Source organism: Arenicella sp. 4NH20-0111 (assembly GCF_040366405.1).
Taxonomy (GTDB): Bacteria; Pseudomonadota; Gammaproteobacteria; order Arenicellales; family Arenicellaceae; genus Arenicella.
In genome coordinates this window covers 1-15,825 of sequence record NZ_BAABWF010000012.1, presented here as the reverse complement: position 1 = coordinate 15,825, position 15,825 = coordinate 1, and the positions used below count along the sequence as shown (strand labels likewise).

The following is a 15,825-nucleotide window of genomic DNA, read 5'->3' as shown; positions in this document are numbered from 1 at the left end:
TTTACTTCTCAGTAACTTCCTATAACGGAATTACTTTGTTTGCACATGGTCCTTTTTGGCCTTCACCAACTTCGAACTCTACTTCTTGTCCGTCATTAAGTGTTGCGTATCCACCACCACTTTGAATCTCAGAATGGTGTACAAACAGGTCTTTACCACCACCTTCAGGAGTGATGAAACCAAAACCTTTGTCTGCATTGAACCACTTAACTGTACCTTTACTCATTTTCTTTACTCGTTTTTTTGGTGAAATATGTGTAGATATGTTCGGGTTCACCAGATCGAACATACAAAAATTAGGACTAAGGCATCCCAAATATCTATGGAATTGCATCAACTCTCGACAATTATACTCTTGATCGAAAGCGATGTCGGTATTCTTTGAATACAACATCTTTAACAGATGTAATAAGAATACGCCTGTTTAACCGTTCCAGCGCCACCATACCATTGTTTTAGTGTTAATTAAATGTTTGTTATTTAAACGTTTTTATTAATTGCTAAATAGCGGCTATTTGAGGGTGTATGAAAAGTGCTGGAAATAACATCTTAGTGTCGATATGCTGGCTGTATAAACAGTTATTTCTAAGGGTGGCACCTGATCCGTCTTGTTTAATGAATTAGGTGCTGTCAGACTCAATGTATGAAAAAAATTATTAAAACAGATCAAGCACCACTCGCTATTGGGGCATACTCTCAAGCGGTGCAAGTTGGTGATACCGTCTATATTTCTGGCCAAATTCCCTTAGATCCCCAAAGCATGAATGTGGTGAGCGATGAGTTTGAGGAACAAGCAAAACAGGTGTTTCGGAATTTGGCTGCCGTTTCTCAAGCCGCCGGATCGACCCTTAAAAGCGCAGTGAAAATGACCATTTACATGACCGACCTTGAAGATTTCGCTACCGTGAACAAGGTCATGGAAGAGTACGTCGGCCAGCCTTACCCAGCGCGCGCCGCTGTTCAGGTGTCTGCCTTGCCAAAAGGTGTGCTGCTTGAAGTGGATGCGATTTTGCAGATTGACTAGGACTGACTCTCATAACTTTCACGGAAAGCTAAGATCAAATGAGTATCGAATTAGCTGATTCAGTAACGGTTTTGACTGGAGTTGGCCCGCAACTTGCCCAGAAGTTAGAGCGAGTGCATGTCAGAACCGTGAGAGATGTTCTCTTCCATTTGCCCCACCGTTACGAGGATAAAACATCAGTGACCCCGATTGGCTCACTGTTACCGGAAATGTCGAGCGTAATTATTGCGCAAATAGAGTTGGCACAAGTTGTTTTCGGGCGTCGCCGTAGCCTGGTTGTCAAGGTCAGTGACGGGACGGGTAGCCTCACAATCCGTATGTTTCATTTTAACCGGGCTCAAGAAAAAAGTTTTCAGCGAGGATTGTGGGTTCGAGCTTTTGGCGAAGCACGTCGAGGAGCAAAAGGGCTCGAGATGATTCATCCAGAATATAGGGTAACCGCCGAGGAACCTCGGGGTGGCTTGGATACTACGTTAACGCCCGTTTACCCAACCACCGACGGGGTAGGGCAGTTGCTTTGGCGCAAGCTCACAGATCAAGCGTTAGGCTCGGCATTATCCTCAGTCGATGAGTTGGTTGATCAGCGGTGTTTGCCCGAATCCTTGCAGCAGGCGTATGAAGCGGCGACGCTTCAGCAAGCTTTGAGGACGTTACACCGGCCGAGCGCTGACCTGAACATGGTTTCGATGCAACAAGCTAATGGCGCGGCGCATCAACGCCTTATTGTCGAGGAGCTTCTGGCTCACCACTTTAGTTTGAGAAAGACACGCGATTTACGAGAAAGAGATCGTGCACCAAGATTGGAACGCGATCTAGGCGCGGAACAACGGTTTTTGCAGCTACTTGAATTCGATCTAACCGCTGCCCAAAAACGCGTGTGCGCAGAAGTGTCGTCTGACTTGGCAGAGGCCTCTCCGTCGATGCGTTTGGTGCAAGGAGACGTCGGGTCAGGCAAAACGGTGGTGGCAGCGATCGCCATGTTGCAGGCAGTGTCCTGTCACGTCCAAACCGTCTTGATGGCGCCAACCGAGCTTCTTGCAGAGCAACATTACCGTACCATTTCTTTGTGGTTTAATGCCCTGGGTATCGAGGTGGGTTGGCTTGCCAGTAAAACACCAGCAAAGGAAAAACGGCAAACATTAGAACGCTTGGCCTCTGGAGAGTTGTTGGTGGCCGTTGGGACGCATGCGCTGATTCAAGAAGCGGTAAATTACAAGTTTCTAGGGCTTGCTGTTATAGATGAGCAGCATCGATTTGGGGTGGAGCAGCGCTTAGCGTTACGTGAAAAAACGCCAAATAAGCAAGTGCCACATCAGTTGCTTATGACCGCCACGCCCATACCGCGAACCCTCGCCATGACGTTTTACGCCGACCTTGATGTCTCGACCATTGATGAATTACCGCCGGGGCGAAAGAGCGTTGATACCGTCGTGATTCCGTCTGAGTCTCGAAGAGCTGAGGTGGTAGAGCGGATTCGATCAGCGTGCGAACAAGGCAGGCAAGTCTATTGGGTGTGTCCATTGATTGATGAGTCGGAACTGCTCGAAGCTCAAGCCGCAACCGATACCGCTGACGAATTGAGTGCTCAGTTAGGTGGCATAAAGGTGGGGCTTGTTCATGGTCGTTTGAAGCCAAAAGAAAAGGAAGCGGTGATGGCCGCGTTTAGGGAAGGGGACGTAGATTTGCTTGTGGCTACCACTGTAATTGAGGTTGGAGTTGATGTTCCCAATGCCAGTCTGATGGTTATTGAAAATGCTGAAAGAATGGGGCTAGCTCAGTTACACCAGCTGCGTGGAAGAGTTGGTCGGGGAAGTGATCAATCCTATTGTATTTTGTTATACCATACCCCTCTGAGTCAGCACGCTAAGGAGCGTTTGAAGACTCTTAGAGATACCAATGACGGTTTTGTGATTGCTCAAAAAGATCTTGAGATACGTGGTGCTGGTGAGCTCTTAGGCACTCGGCAGACGGGAAGCGTCAGTTTTAAAGTTGCTGACCTGATGAGAGATCAGCACCTATTACCCTTAATTGAATCCAGTGCGACAGCGTTCTTACAGTTTACACCTCAGAATGTTGACCCATTGATAGAACGCTGGATCGGCAGCAAAGAAAATTACGTAAATGCATAACATCATTGAAACCAAAGTGCCGCATTACTTAAAGCTGATGCGTTTTGATAAGCCGATTGGTTCCTTATTACTCTTGTGGCCAACGCTTTGGACTTTGTGGATAGTTTCCGAAGGGCGTCCATCGGCATCTTTATTTTGGATTTTCGTCATGGGCGTTTTTGTAATGCGCTCAGCTGGCTGCGTAATTAATGACTTGGCTGATCGTAAGATTGACCCGCTGGTAGAGAGGACTAAAGAACGGCCTTTAGCGGCTGGCTATATTGCCCCCATTGAAGCACTAGCGTTGTTTGTGGCTTTGAGTATTGTCGCACTGTGCCTTCTGTTAGCACTACCCTCCCAGGTTTGGCCTTGGGCAATACCTGCAATGGCGGTGACGATTGGATACCCTTTCATGAAGCGATTTATACAAGCGCCTCAAGCTGTTTTGGGTGTGGCGTTCAGTTTTTGTATTCCAATGATCTACGTGGCAATGAGTCGAGATTTCGATTTGGTATTTTTGTTGCTCGTGATTGTGAATTTTTGCTGGGTGGTTGCTTACGATACAGCTTACGCAATGTCTGATCGTGAAGATGACTTGAACATTGGCGTCAAATCAACGGCCATCTTATTTGGACGGTTTGATAGGCTTGCTATTGGCGTTCTTCATCTGATTGTGATGCTCGGTTTGCTCGCCATTAAGTATCAACTTCATCTAGCCAATCATTTTTACTTTGCAATCCTCATTGTGGGTTCAATGTTTGCCTACCAGCACTGGTTGATTAGCGGTCGTGAAAAAATACCTTGCTTCCAAGCGTTTTTAAACAATGGTTGGGTCGGAGCGGTTATTTGGTTTGGATTGCTGTCTGGGTTCAGTTAAGCAACCGAACTTTTAGACCACGCATCCTTTGATGAGATTAGCCGCCATCACTCAATAATGCCAAGGTGCCTTCAGTTAAAAATTTCAAAAAATTAGGATAAATTGCGTCGTAGTCGTCTGAGCGATATTTATTCTGTGATAACTGATTTAATCTTCCATTGTTAGTGAGCATAAACAGAATAGCACCGGTGATAAATTGGTAGGCGTGATGCGCTTTTTGATCTGATTCAAAGTCAGACAATTCCTGTAAGGATTTAACAAAGTCAGTGCTATTTTGCTTAAGGTCATGCACCGTTTCATGCTCATCGATTCTGCTGTAGCTGTAGGTTGATTCCGTTGCAATCAGACTTAAGTAGTTTCGCCATCCAGGATTTCCCGTAGCCGCTTTTTTAAAAGGTGGGTCGACGATGGCTTTTATGACCGCTTCAACCGATTCTCGCTGGCTCATTCCGCTAAAGTCCAGAGACTCTCGTTTCGACCGCCTTGCGTCAATAAGCGTATTGGCTCGTCGGGCCAGTACTTCGGAATATAGATTGTCTTTACTTTTAAAATAATAATTAACGCTTGCCAATCTAACGTCAGCCGCGTCTGTTATTTCTCTAACTGAAGTTCCATAAAACCCTTTTTTTGCAAATAATTTTTCAGCTTCGTCGAGAATGTGCTCTCGAGGGGACAATTTTTCTGTTTTGGACATCTTAGAATTAGTCGAATTGTCTAGTTTTTTGCAATATAACAAACATTTGTAAAAAAGGTTAAAACCTGTTGTTAAGTTGAAATTTGGTCGGAACGTTCGTATCATAATTGACTTATCGAAGCTCTTCTCGCGATGCAGTAGTGTTTCAGAGTGATGTCTTGTAAGTAATTTTGCCTTTCGGGGCTGCGGCTCGAACACTTACCCCCCCTGTTATGTTTACGTATTGAGCGTAAATTCATTGACCATCACGGTTGGCTGATTCCGGTGTTGCGAGAAGATCTTTGATTTAGTTGGCTAGTCTGCGTAATACAGGGTGACTACTGAGCTGATGGCCAGTAGAGAACGGCTTTGACGCCGTTTTGGTGGTTTTTGACATCGACCGTGCCGTTGTGAAGCTTCATTACTTCTTTTACAAAGCTCAATCCTAATCCAGTACTTTTGGTTTCTACCCCTCCATTTTGCTTTCTAGGCAGTGAGAAAAAACGTTCGTAAAGTCTTTCGCTGGCGAAATCTGGAATCGATGGCCCCTCATTTATAATGCAAACCTTAGTCGCTTCGCTGACATTCTCTACCATGATCTTCAAGGTTGAGTGATGTCTGGAAAAAGAGATGGCATTGTCTATTAGGTTTGAAATGGCTTGTGAGATAAGAACTCTATCTCCTATAGCCATAAGCCCGTCTTCGCAATCGGTGTTTACCGAGAGCTGTCGATCTGAGAGTGCTTGTTTGCGCTCATTGGTGATCCGTAGAATCATCGGCGCTAACTTAAATTTGCTCTGATCTATTGCAATGGTTTTGCTCTCTAGTTGAGCGAGGTGCAACATTTTTTCTACCAATCGAGCCATTCGTTGATTGGAGGTTCTTATATTAGTCAGGAATAGTTCTTGTTCGGCTTTGGGAAGGCCTTCATTAATCAATTCAATGGCCCCTTGAATGCCCGTTATAGGGGTTTTAAGTTCATGTGTAAGGCTGTGAATGTAGTTTTCAACGTACTCCTTACCATCGAGCTGGGTTCGTAGGTTTTCGACCGAATTAGCAAGATCTGCGAGTCGTTGGTCTACCAATTTGGGTTTTTCGACCGCTTCCCCCGTCGCCATTTTGTCCGCGAAGACAGCAATTTTATTCACCGACCTACTGAACCAAATTGACAAAAGAAAGCCCAGAAACAAAGCGACCGTTAACGCGCTGATCATCGTTCTTTGCATTTGTTTAGTTTCAGTTGCCAAGTGTTCTTCTAAGCTTTCGATCGGCGTAGACAGAGATACCACACCCCTGGTTTCGGCGTTATGAGAGATCGGTGCGCCGACTACCATCGCTTTGCGTTGATCTGAATCGACTTCTCGGCTGATCAGTGATGTGCGCGCACCGTATCGCCCGCCTAACGAAAGATTTACATCGCGCCAATTGGAGAAGTCTTGTCCTAGGTTTTCGCCTGTTGAGTCGTAAACGACAATCCCACGATGGTTGGTAACATAGATGTCGGCACTGACCTTGTACTTTTTGACTTGGTATATGTTGGCGAGTAGTTTCCTAGATTTCGCATTTTCAATAACGTTGGACAGAGAGTCGGTGTTGAGTTCTCCCTCACTCGTTAGGTCATTTTCTATTAACGCCGCTAGCAGGTTCACAGAATCAACCATGACGTTTTCAGCCGCTTGGCGCATGCCGTCATTTAGGCGCTCAATGGCGTGGTCAAGTAAGAACCAGCCTAAAGAACCGAGTATCAGAAAGTAGATTGCGAACGCGCGCAGTCCGTAACTTACTTTTAGCCCAAGACCATTGCGGATGTGGGTAATGCCATCATTAATATTCAACGTTAGCTCTGTTGATGTTCGGTGCCGAGATGGTCAAAATTCAGGCTGTAACCATGCCCTCGATGGGTGACGATAAAGTCGTTTGATGGATTATGTTGCTTTAGCTTAGCTCGCAGTGTCTTTATATGTGTATCTATTGCCCTATCGTCTGACGGGTGTTTATCGGACCATACGTGCTCAATTAGCTCACGCCGGGTATGGACGTGATTAGGTTTGTCTAAGAACAGCGCCATGAGTTCATATTCAGCTTTAGTAAACTCTATGTGAACTCCACGATACAAAATCTGGCGTTTTTGCTGGATGTGTATGAATTCTGAATTGGTTTGTGTCGAAGAGTTTTCTTTGACCTTAGTGGCCTGTTGGACCGTATTTGAGCGCTTCAATATTGCTTTAACTCTCGCCACGACCTCACGCGGGCTAAACGGTTTGCAAACGTAATCGTCAGCGCCTATTTCGAGTCCGATTATACGGTCGATTTCCTCATTCCGTGCGGTCAAAAATAGGCAGGGCAGGTCAGCGAAGTCTTGCCCGGATGTCCTGATGGACTTGAGTAACTCAAATCCATTTGCATCCGGCAAGCCGACATCAAGGACAGCCAAAACAAATTTGTTGTTACTTAGGCAATCTAATGCGGCTTGCCCATTTGATACCCAATGAGGCGCAAAGCCCTCAGTCGCAAGCGCGTAATTGAGGGTATCGGCGATTTCCTTCTCGTCCTCGACGAGTAAAATAGCGGGTTTCAAATTTGTTCTTCTCCATGCTGTGCAGTACTAACGTGAAGCTAGTCTGTTTCGTGTCGTTTGGCAAGAAAATGAAAAAATAGTATGCTCGCGGTATGCTCGTGGTGCTCTTTCAGTCCGCTCGCACCGATACATACCATAATATGGCGTAGGCTTAGCTAGGCCAATGCTGCTTTAGGCTACCTCATAGGAGACAATAAATGCGCTCAATTTTAGTCGTTAACCCTAAGGGAGGGTGTGGAAAGACCACGATCGCTACTAACCTAGCGACCTATTACGCTGTCTGGGATATTTCTACGGCTCTCGTTGACCTTGATCCTCAACAATCGAGTATCGAGTGGCTTCGAGTCAGGCCTGAAACGGAAAACCCCATTCAAGGGTTCGATGGTCTTCGTGGCAAGATTTATCCCGAGGAAGATACGGAGCGAGTGATTTATGACTGCCCAGCTCGGACAGACAGTAAAAAGGTAGCGAGGTTGGTTGAGTTGGTGGACGTCGTACTGATCCCAGTCATGCCAAGTGCTATTGACATGCGTGTTGCCGCTTCTTTTGTGGCAGACATTCTAGGGCATGTAAAAAAGAATAACTCTAAAGCCATTTTGGGCGTGGTTGCTAATCGCACGCACAAAAACTACGCGTCGTATAAGTCTTTAGCAAAGTTTCTAAAAGCCTTAGACGTTCCATTTATTGGCGCTTTGAGAAACTCTCAAAACTACATTAAAGCCGCAGACACTGGCGTAGGCATCTTTGAAATGCCATTGGCGGAAGTCAAGCAAGACATGAAGGAGTGGGAACCTATCATTAAGTGGTTAGAAGGCAAGCGAAAGGTAAAAAACTAGCCCTCTGAAAGGTAAGATTTTGCAAAACGTTTGATGACGACATAAACCTGAGTTTATGTCGTTGCTGAGGCTTGTTACCATACAGGCGCTATAATTTTATCTCACGTAGGTGCACTATGAGTCGTTTTGGCCCGTTTATTTTTATCGCGATTGCGTTGTTATTATTACAGGGCTGTTCTACTAACCCTGTGACAGGCAAACGCCAACTGGCGATGTCTGAAAGTTGGGAGATCAGTACTGGACGCGCTAATCACCCCAAAATCATGCAAGAATATTCTGTCTATGATGATCCTGAACTGCAAGCTTACGTTAATGATATCGGCCAGCGGCTAGCAAAGAAAAGCCATCGTTCAAATCTGGATTTTACGTTTACGCTGCTAGACAGCCCCCAGGTTAACGCCTTTGCATTGCCAGGCGGATTTATCTACATAACACGTGGGATCATGTCGTACATGACCAAGGAAGCCCACCTTGCGGGTGTCATAGGGCATGAAATTGGCCACGTGACGGCTGCCCACGGCGCTCAACGCGCAGCGCAATCTCAGTTGGGAACACTCGCGACGGTGGCAGTGGCTATCGGAACCGGGAGTCAGGAGTTGGCTCAAGCGTCGCAAATGTTCGGCGGTGCTTTAATCAGTGGTTATGGTCGCGAGCAGGAGTTACAGTCGGATCGATTGGGCGCAGAATACATTGCTCAAAATAACTACTCACCGGATGACATGGTTGGAGTCATTGGTATTTTAAAAGACCAGGAGCTCTTCGCACAGGAGAAAGCGCGCGCTGAAGGTAGGCAAGTTCAAGGGTATCATGGCTTGTTTTCCACACACCCCAAAAACGATCGCCGATTACAAGAGGCGGTTGCGGCTGCGGATAAATACCGAGACACAACCAAACCTGTTCCGGACGATGGTGAATTTTTGAGGTTAACCAATGGCATGGCCTATGGAGAGAGTGAGAAGCAGGGCATTACAAGAGGAAATAAGTTTTATCATAAAGCGTTAGACCTTTTCGTAGAATTTCCCGACGGCTGGAGCATACAAAATACACCGTCTGTCTTAGCGGCAATCGCGCCGGATCGTTCGAAGCTCATTCAGATGAAAATGGACTCGGTCGCGCCGCCGGTAGATGGCGTTAGATACTTAGGTACGAAATTTCCTCAGTTTAGAGATGCAACGGATGTACAGACGCATGAAGACATGGCGGTAGCGGGCGTTGCCACAATCAGCGATAAGCAAACGGGACAACAACAAAACCTTCGGGTGGCAATGGTAACCCGAGGTAATCAGGCGTACGTGATTTCTGGCGTTGGTAAAAGTCAGCCGCCAAATCAAGAATTTTTTGACGTTGCGAAAAGCGTGAGACGTTTAAAGCCTAGCGAGAGAAAATTAGCTGAAGGACGCAGCATAAAGCTGATCAAAGCAAAGCGGGGAGATACGATCGCATCACTTGCAAGAAAGTCTAATTTAGATAAGTACGCTCAAGCACAAATTCGCTTAATCAATGGGCTGTATCCTGATGGTGAGCCTAAAGCGGGCCAAATGATCAAAATCATTCAGTAGAATTAAGCTGATTCAAGGGCCGAGCACCGACTGCTTTGCTGCACTCGTGCACGCCGCTTTTGAATTGTTTTGAACTAAGTTAAAAACAATTCGCTTGGATTATGCGCTTCTTGCGCGGAAAGCTTAGGGCCTAACCCTTGTGCCAGTCAACATCACACGACAGCCCCAATAAGGAATAGCTTGGGGTTGTTGGCGTCATCCTTTATTTATGCGGCGACTATGTTGTTGCAATACAGTGTTGCGAACCAAACAATTTGACCTTTTGTGCTCATAAGTGTATATATAAATATGTGTTTATATGAGAAGTTGGAATCCGCCATGCAATTGTTAAAACGCGAATCCCGCGAAAGGTTGAAGACCGGCATCGCGTTCTTCAAGCAGAGTGATTACTCACGAGCCTATGAGCATTTTGAAGACGCACACATTTTAGGGCAAAAATATATTAGAGAGCATACGTTAAGCCATTGGTGGATGCTCAGAGTATCCTTGCGTACGAACGATAAGCGAGAGTTTTTTGGGCAAATTCTCAGAATGCTCGCGTCTCTTATTTTTTCAAAAATATGGGTGCCTGAAGGAAATTCAGGCAGAGCGTCAGTGAGCGCTTTACAAACCATGCCCATACCCGAGCATCTCAAGGGATATTATTCATGACTGGTGAGCTAAATCAGCAAGTTCAACCTGACGAAAATGCCTTGATAGAGCAATTGGCTGACCTATTCAGTTTGATGGGAGATCCAACTCGCCTGCGCATTATCATGACTTGCCTTCGCGAGCCCATCAGCGTCAGTGATATTGCATCAACGTTATCGTTATCTCAGCCGCTAGTAAGTCACCATTTAAGGTTGCTCAAAGCAGCAAGAATGGTGAGAGCAGAGAGGCGAGGTAAGCAGATATTCTATGTGGCCGCAGATGCTCATGTTCAATGTGTCATTGATGACATGGTCGCCCATTTTTCAGAGCCCACCGGAGAAGTAGGCGCTTAGCCTGGAGGAGATTATGTCTGGTCACTGTTGTCCATCAGAGAACGCGAATGCAAACGACCCGGTCTTTCGAAAAGTCTTGTGGTTTGCTTTGATCGTGAACGCAGGGATGTTTTTTATCGAAATTACGGCCAGCGAATTGAGCGATTCCCTCGCATTAAAGGCCGATGCGTTGGATTTTTTTGGTGACTCGGCAAACTATGCAATCAGTCTTTTTGTGGTTGCGTCCTCGTTGACGGTGAGGGCAAGGGCGTCGATTTTTAAAGCGTTAACGATGCTCGCCTTTGCCGCGTTTGTGCTGCTCAGTGCGATCCACAAGGCGGCGAATGGTAGCGTTCCAGTTGCTCAGACCATGGGCGCGATCGGATTCTTGGCATTACTGGCGAACGTCGCCGTTGCGTTTGCTTTGTTTAAGTTTCGAACCGGGGATAGCAACATGCAATCGGTCTGGCTTTGTAGCAGAAATGATGCCATTGGTAACCTTGCGGTCATTGCCGCCGCCGGTGGGGTCTTTGCGACGTACAGCCGTTGGCCTGACTTGATTGTTGCCGTGATCATGGCGAGTTTGGCGTTGACCTCGGCGGTGAAAATCTTTGGTCTGGCGCGTGCCGAATTACGTGAGGAGCATTTGCGGAATCAAGTCAGCTCACACAAACATTGATGCCCACGTTATCGAATATCACCTAAACAGGGGATTCCATTGTCGATCGAGTAAGCGATAGAATTTCGGTTCACGGCAAGGTTAAGCCTCTTGCTTGATGCGTCAACCAAAGGAGTAGTCAATGAATCAACAAACATCATCGTTTAGCGTCCCCGTTTTAATCTCCCTATTAATTTCTTTTAGTAGCGCAAGTTACGCTCAGGATGAGCATGCTTGTGCAGCGTCAACGCCCGCTCAGATTGCTGCATTACTTGAACTCGAAGAGGGTAGCGTCGTAGAACAGAACGTCTATGCCTCTAGAGACGGCGTGACTACCACGGAGTGCCAATGGCAGTATTTAGATCAACAGGGCCAGAAAACGTTCATTAACTTTCGCAAGCGCGAGCGAACTGAGAAGTTAAAGAACCCACTTTATTTTGCTTCCAGTATCGAAAATGAGATAGACAATGGACGTAAAATAGGTGGTAAGACGGTTCACTACCAAGCGCTAGAGTTATTGGGCCTGACGAATGGGGCCATATCCACTGTTCATGGTAACAGATTCACTAAAAGCCTTGAATACCAATGGCATGAATCGGAAGAGCGGCGAAAACGATTAAGTCTAGCTCGTAACATTAGCGACGAGGGTACCTTAGCGCCTCCAACTCAGGCAGAGTTAGAGGCGTTATTGGTCTTGTTTAAGTAAAAGCAATTGAGAGGTTCAGACCAGCGAAGAAAATCTGAGTAGTCTTTTTTCGATTGTATATTCGCGCCTTGAATTAGATCACTGACTCTAAGGCTTGGCGTATTTTTTCACGATGTGGTTTATAGAAAACCCAATTCTTGATTTTCTTGGAAGAGACTAAGCCAGCATCACATAGGAGTTTCATGTGGTTGGTAACGGTGGGTTGGCTGAGCCTTATCTTGTCGGTTATTCGGCCAATGCAAACACCGTCGTCAACCAAATCTCCGTCGACTTGAGGTTCAAAGTGCGCGACCGGGTTTAAAATCCAACGCAGTATTTGCAATCTGTTCTCGTTGGCGATGGCTTTAAGCACTTTGACCGACCTTTGTACGTCATGCTGTTCAGTCATATAGTTATATAGTAATATTCAAATATAGATAACGTCAACCTAGTATAACTCTCAATGAAGACACTTTCTGCACATTCAAAACTCCTACTTTCTGAGAAGGCTCATCAACAGGGCAGCGAACATGCGTCAGACTATTTGTCCAATCTAGCCTTGCGAAGAGTCTCGCCTTCAAAAGCTGATATCACGTTAATGGATGCGTTTTCTGAACCGCTACCGGACGGGCCTAGTAACCCTTTAGACGTGGTTGATATGTTGCACCGCTTTGGAAGCCCAGCAACGGTCGCCACTGCTGGGGGACGATTTTTTGGGCTGGTCGTTGGTGGTTCGTTGCCGGCCTGCGTCGGAGCAAGAGCCCTGATGTCAGCATGGGATCAGCTGGCCACAACGGAAATCACAAGCCCGATTTCAGCTCATCTGGAAAGAGTCTCCTCCGATTGGCTACTGAATTTGTTTAACCTTCCAAGGAGCAGTAGCGTTGGTTTTGTAACTGGTACCACCATGGGCAACTTCGTAAGCCTAGCTGCAGCAAGGCATCGCTTATTGAGTAAGCTTAATTGGAATGTGGAAAAACAGGGCCTATTCGGAGCCCCCAGTTTGCGGGTGGTAGCTTCACGGGAAGTGCATTTTACCGTTGAGAAGGTACTGGCAATGTTGGGTATAGGCACCGATTTAATCGAATACGTGCCGGTGGACTCTAACGGTGCCATGAAGGTGTCTGAGCTACCCGAGCTTGATGAACGCACCATCGTTTTGACTCAGGCGGGCAACGTTAATTCAGGAGCGATAGATCCAATTGGCAAAATTGTGGAAAAAGCCCGATCTAACGGCGCATGGGTGCATGTAGATGGCGCATTTGGTCTTTGGGCGGCAGCGAGTAGTCGTAAAAAGCACTTGATCGCCGGGTTTGAGGAAGCAGACAGTTGGGTGACCGATGGCCACAAATGGCTCAACACCCCTTACGATAGCGGCATTGCAATATGCCGTCACCCTGAAGACGTACACAAATCAATGGCTACCGTTGCCCCCTATTTTGAGGTGAGTAAAAACATTGATGCAAAAGACATGATGCCTGAACTTTCTAGGGCCGCAAGAGGGGTAGACATTTGGGCGGCTTTAAAAAGCCTAGGGCGTCACGGAGTGCAAGAATTAGTAAATGATTGTTGTGATCACGCAAGGTTGCTCGCCGATGAGTTGGAGGCGATGGGTTTTGAGGTACTAAACGACGTTGTCTTAAACCAAGTGGTGGCAACCTATTCGCCTGATGAAGCCAGAGTGTCCGATATCGTAGAATGGGTTGTTAATTCTGGTATCGCCTGGTTTGGAGTTACTCGCTGGCAAGGGCGACAAGCTTTTAGAATCAGCGTTTCGTCATGGGTAACCTGTCGTGAAGACGTCGAAGAGACCGTTAACGCAATTAAATCAGCGAGTGATGAGTTGGGCCTATTTCGATCATAATTTTTGATGAAATTGCAGTGTGTTCATTGATCTTAGCGTCTGAACTTGAATTGTGGCTGTGAGTACAATATATTCCATATAAGAGAATTAATTGCATATATGGGAATATGGGTGTAAATCAAGATCACTTATTGGCCACTAGGCTTGAAGTTATTCGCGATCAGCGGGGTTTGTCTTTAGATGAGGTTGCTAACTTGTCAGGAATCAGTCGAGCTACGTTGTCGCGAATTGAACGAGCAAAGACAAGCCCTACGGCCAGCACTTTAGGAAAACTGTGCTCAGTCTATGGTGTCACCATGTCGAGTCTAATGTTGGCGTTAGAAGCAGACTCAGCCCGCCACCTGACATTTAGTGAAGCACAAAGTTGGCGCGACCCTGAATCAGGCTTCATTCGAGTTGCGCTGTCTCCTCCCGCTCAAAATTACCGAGTTGAGGTTATGCACGGCACGCTGCCTAAAGGTGCCGATGTCGGATACGCGAAGCCACCAATTGAGGGGATGGAGCAACACATCATTGTGCTCAAGGGTGAGCTTCAATTGACCTTTGATGACCAGCCTTACCATGTTAGAGCAATGGACTGTGTGGCATTAAAACTTCATGGTGCATCACGATTTCAAAATTTAGGAGGTGTTGACGCTGAATATTTAGTGATCAACAGCAAACCATGAAAATCGTGGAAGGTGGTCTAGATAACCCTATGGTAACTAAGCTCTTACACGAACACCTAGCGCAAATGCATGAGAACTCGCCGGTTGGAAGTGTTTTTGCATTGGATACATCGGCGCTTAGAGCGCCGGAAATACAATTCTGGACAGCTTGGGAGGACAATCAGTTAATGGGATGCGGAGCCTTGAAGGCGGTAACCAAGCAACGAGCGGAAGTTAAGTCCATGCGCACACACCAAAAGCATTTACGCAAAGGCGTGGCGGCCAAAATATTGGAGCACATCATGACTGAAGCACGCCTATCGGGTTTTAAGATACTGAGCCTTGAAACTGGATCAGGAGAAGCATTTGAACCGGCGCTTGAGTTATATCGAAAATACGGTTTTACTCAAGGAGAGGTGTTCGGTGGGTATCTAGACAGTGACTTCAATCAGTTTTTTCATCTCGCCTTAGACCGAAGACGTTCTAAAGCCTTCTAACCTTCTAAAGACAGCTTGCTAGTCAAAAAAACTGTCTAGGCTGGTATACGATAGAACCAAAGTACTGACCAAACCTACATTAATCAGAGAACTTAATAGACCATCGAGTGGGCCAGATACGTGTATACCCCAAAGTGGCAATAGAATCAGGTTTAAAGTATATAAAAACAGTAGCGCTTTTCTAGCTCTTCTATCGTAAAGTGAAATACCGATAAGAGACGCCACCATTGATATACTTAACAAATAAGGGAGAATTCCACGGGGATTCAATAGGCCACCGTACCCTGACCAAGAGTACGCGTTAATAATTTCAGTGGAATATTCTCGCGGAAATAAAATCGGATTAACTAATAAGAAAACGTACAAAATCAGAGATGAAAATACAATTTTTTGAAAGTAATGCTGCACTAGAAAGCTCCATAAAAATAGTCTTCAGGCTCTCTTACGATAAGCCCAATTTCTGTTTTGTTGTATGTAATTGAAAATGGTTTTATCTCTATTCTTTGATATGCCACTTTTCCTAATTTTTTTAGTAGCTCGGTATATCTTGCTTTTCTTTTATCTTCGTTAAAAGTTCCTCTTGGACCAAAAGATTCAACTTCAGAATCAATCAGATTACCTTCTGAATCAAACTTGAACAGCGCAAGATATTCACAACCTTCCTTATTTGAAAATTTCGGCTCGAACGGGGTAGTTAAAAAGAACTGACTACCATCCTCTGCTCTACCAATGTGCTCGGCATGATAATCATCATGATTAATAGCAATTAATTGAGGTCTACCTTCAGCTTCTTCTATTTCGATAGAGCTTGAGAATAGTGATTTTAATTTCTTAAGCATGATGAATTTCCCTGTACT

General features: G+C 45.9%; 18 protein-coding genes. 12 read left to right on the top strand and 6 right to left on the bottom strand.

All coding sequences use genetic code 11. The annotated features are described in order from the left end of the window. Positions 1-19: 19 nt before the first annotated feature. Entirely contained in the window at positions 20-226 is a 207-nt protein-coding gene (locus ABWW54_RS18095) for a cold-shock protein (protein WP_353414352.1), read from the bottom strand. A gap of 417 nt (positions 227-643) precedes the next feature. Here ABWW54_RS18095 and ABWW54_RS18090 point away from each other — a divergent pair, with 417 nt between their 5' ends. The 3 genes from ABWW54_RS18090 to ubiA are packed head-to-tail and all read left to right on the top strand — an operon-like array spanning position 644 to position 4,009. Continuing rightward, positions 644-1,024, top strand: coding sequence for a RidA family protein (locus ABWW54_RS18090; RefSeq protein ID WP_353414350.1), 381 nt, complete (start codon positions 644-646; stop codon positions 1,022-1,024). A gap of 38 nt (positions 1,025-1,062) precedes the next feature. Beyond that, on the top strand, positions 1,063-3,153 hold the full coding sequence (gene recG, locus ABWW54_RS18085) for an ATP-dependent DNA helicase RecG (protein ID WP_353414348.1): 2,091 nt from the start codon (positions 1,063-1,065) through the stop codon (positions 3,151-3,153). Continuing rightward, complete coding sequence (ubiA, locus tag ABWW54_RS18080; protein WP_353414346.1) at positions 3,146-4,009, top strand: 4-hydroxybenzoate octaprenyltransferase; 864 nt, start codon at positions 3,146-3,148, stop codon at positions 4,007-4,009. The genes recG and ubiA overlap by 8 nt, the downstream gene beginning before the upstream one ends. Positions 4,010-4,046: 37 nt before the next feature. On the opposite strand, the gene ABWW54_RS18075 is transcribed toward ubiA, so the two are convergent. The 3 genes from ABWW54_RS18075 to creB all read right to left on the bottom strand — a co-directional run bounded on the left by ABWW54_RS18075 (position 4,047) and on the right by creB (position 7,260). Continuing rightward, positions 4,047-4,703, bottom strand: a complete 657-nt coding sequence (locus ABWW54_RS18075) for a TetR/AcrR family transcriptional regulator (protein ID WP_353414344.1) — start codon at positions 4,701-4,703, stop codon at positions 4,047-4,049. Between the two features lie 317 nt (positions 4,704-5,020). Beyond that, positions 5,021-6,517, bottom strand: a complete 1,497-nt coding sequence (gene creC, locus ABWW54_RS18070) for a two-component system sensor histidine kinase CreC (protein ID WP_353414342.1) — start codon at positions 6,515-6,517, stop codon at positions 5,021-5,023. Between the two features lie 2 nt (positions 6,518-6,519). Next, on the bottom strand, positions 6,520-7,260 hold the full coding sequence (gene creB, locus ABWW54_RS18065) for a two-component system response regulator CreB (protein ID WP_353414340.1): 741 nt from the start codon (positions 7,258-7,260) through the stop codon (positions 6,520-6,522). A gap of 197 nt (positions 7,261-7,457) precedes the next feature. Here creB and ABWW54_RS18060 point away from each other — a divergent pair, with 197 nt between their 5' ends. The 6 genes from ABWW54_RS18060 to ABWW54_RS18035 all read left to right on the top strand — a co-directional run bounded on the left by ABWW54_RS18060 (position 7,458) and on the right by ABWW54_RS18035 (position 11,981). After that, positions 7,458-8,096: a ParA family protein gene (locus ABWW54_RS18060; protein WP_353414338.1), complete on the top strand. Its 639-nt coding sequence runs from the start codon at positions 7,458-7,460 to the stop codon at positions 8,094-8,096. A 116-nt stretch (positions 8,097-8,212) separates the two neighbouring features. Continuing rightward, positions 8,213-9,655, top strand: a complete 1,443-nt coding sequence (locus ABWW54_RS18055) for a M48 family metalloprotease (RefSeq protein ID WP_353414336.1) — start codon at positions 8,213-8,215, stop codon at positions 9,653-9,655. A 318-nt stretch (positions 9,656-9,973) separates the two neighbouring features. After that, positions 9,974-10,306, top strand: a complete 333-nt coding sequence (locus ABWW54_RS18050; RefSeq protein WP_353414334.1) for a DUF3703 domain-containing protein — start codon at positions 9,974-9,976, stop codon at positions 10,304-10,306. After that, complete coding sequence (locus ABWW54_RS18045) at positions 10,303-10,638, top strand: ArsR/SmtB family transcription factor (protein ID WP_353414332.1); 336 nt, start codon at positions 10,303-10,305, stop codon at positions 10,636-10,638. The genes ABWW54_RS18050 and ABWW54_RS18045 overlap by 4 nt, the downstream gene beginning before the upstream one ends. Before the next feature lie 13 nt (positions 10,639-10,651). After that, positions 10,652-11,296, top strand: coding sequence for a cation efflux transmembrane domain-containing protein (locus tag ABWW54_RS18040; protein ID WP_353414330.1), 645 nt, complete (start codon positions 10,652-10,654; stop codon positions 11,294-11,296). A 121-nt stretch (positions 11,297-11,417) separates the two neighbouring features. Further along, entirely contained in the window at positions 11,418-11,981 is a 564-nt protein-coding gene (locus tag ABWW54_RS18035) for a hypothetical protein (protein WP_353414328.1), read from the top strand. A gap of 73 nt (positions 11,982-12,054) precedes the next feature. Here ABWW54_RS18035 and ABWW54_RS18030 read toward each other — a convergent pair whose 3' ends face one another. Further along, a complete protein-coding gene (locus ABWW54_RS18030; protein WP_353414326.1) occupies positions 12,055-12,369 on the bottom strand; it encodes an ArsR/SmtB family transcription factor in 315 nt (104 codons plus the stop codon). 54 nt (positions 12,370-12,423) lie between these two features. On the opposite strand from ABWW54_RS18030, the gene ABWW54_RS18025 reads away from it, so the two are divergent. The 3 genes from ABWW54_RS18025 to ABWW54_RS18015 all read left to right on the top strand — a co-directional run bounded on the left by ABWW54_RS18025 (position 12,424) and on the right by ABWW54_RS18015 (position 14,968). Continuing rightward, a complete protein-coding gene (locus tag ABWW54_RS18025) occupies positions 12,424-13,824 on the top strand; it encodes a pyridoxal phosphate-dependent decarboxylase family protein (RefSeq protein ID WP_353414325.1) in 1,401 nt (466 codons plus the stop codon). A gap of 107 nt (positions 13,825-13,931) precedes the next feature. Then, the gene (locus ABWW54_RS18020) at positions 13,932-14,492 is read left to right on the top strand and encodes a helix-turn-helix domain-containing protein (protein WP_353414323.1); all 561 of its coding nucleotides are present in this window, start codon (positions 13,932-13,934) and stop codon (positions 14,490-14,492) included. Then, positions 14,489-14,968 carry a GNAT family N-acetyltransferase gene (locus ABWW54_RS18015; protein WP_353414322.1) on the top strand — a complete coding sequence of 160 codons (480 nt, stop codon included), beginning with the start codon at positions 14,489-14,491 and terminating at the stop codon, positions 14,966-14,968. The genes ABWW54_RS18020 and ABWW54_RS18015 overlap by 4 nt, the downstream gene beginning before the upstream one ends. Positions 14,969-15,375: 407 nt before the next feature. On the opposite strand, the gene ABWW54_RS18010 is transcribed toward ABWW54_RS18015, so the two are convergent. Continuing rightward, on the bottom strand, positions 15,376-15,825 hold a 450-nt coding region (locus ABWW54_RS18010; protein WP_353414320.1), incomplete at its 5' end, for a hypothetical protein.

Excerpts from the sequence above, each read along its gene's own strand:
- ABWW54_RS18095 (WP_353414352.1), bottom strand. The coding sequence starts at position 226 with ATGAGTAAAGGTACAGTTAAGTGGTTCAATGCAGACAAAGGTTTTGGT.
- ABWW54_RS18090 (WP_353414350.1), top strand. The coding sequence starts at position 644 with ATGAAAAAAATTATTAAAACAGATCAAGCACCACTCGCTATTGGGGCA.
- recG (WP_353414348.1), top strand. The coding sequence starts at position 1,063 with ATGAGTATCGAATTAGCTGATTCAGTAACGGTTTTGACTGGAGTTGGC.
- ubiA (WP_353414346.1), top strand. The coding sequence starts at position 3,146 with ATGCATAACATCATTGAAACCAAAGTGCCGCATTACTTAAAGCTGATG.
- ABWW54_RS18075 (WP_353414344.1), bottom strand. The coding sequence starts at position 4,703 with ATGTCCAAAACAGAAAAATTGTCCCCTCGAGAGCACATTCTCGACGAA.
- ABWW54_RS18060 (WP_353414338.1), top strand. The coding sequence starts at position 7,458 with ATGCGCTCAATTTTAGTCGTTAACCCTAAGGGAGGGTGTGGAAAGACC.
- ABWW54_RS18055 (WP_353414336.1), top strand. The coding sequence starts at position 8,213 with ATGAGTCGTTTTGGCCCGTTTATTTTTATCGCGATTGCGTTGTTATTA.
- ABWW54_RS18050 (WP_353414334.1), top strand. The coding sequence starts at position 9,974 with ATGCAATTGTTAAAACGCGAATCCCGCGAAAGGTTGAAGACCGGCATC.
- ABWW54_RS18045 (WP_353414332.1), top strand. The coding sequence starts at position 10,303 with ATGACTGGTGAGCTAAATCAGCAAGTTCAACCTGACGAAAATGCCTTG.
- ABWW54_RS18040 (WP_353414330.1), top strand. The coding sequence starts at position 10,652 with ATGTCTGGTCACTGTTGTCCATCAGAGAACGCGAATGCAAACGACCCG.
- ABWW54_RS18035 (WP_353414328.1), top strand. The coding sequence starts at position 11,418 with ATGAATCAACAAACATCATCGTTTAGCGTCCCCGTTTTAATCTCCCTA.
- ABWW54_RS18030 (WP_353414326.1), bottom strand. The coding sequence starts at position 12,369 with ATGACTGAACAGCATGACGTACAAAGGTCGGTCAAAGTGCTTAAAGCC.
- ABWW54_RS18025 (WP_353414325.1), top strand. The coding sequence starts at position 12,424 with ATGAAGACACTTTCTGCACATTCAAAACTCCTACTTTCTGAGAAGGCT.
- ABWW54_RS18020 (WP_353414323.1), top strand. The coding sequence starts at position 13,932 with ATGGGTGTAAATCAAGATCACTTATTGGCCACTAGGCTTGAAGTTATT.
- ABWW54_RS18015 (WP_353414322.1), top strand. The coding sequence starts at position 14,489 with ATGAAAATCGTGGAAGGTGGTCTAGATAACCCTATGGTAACTAAGCTC.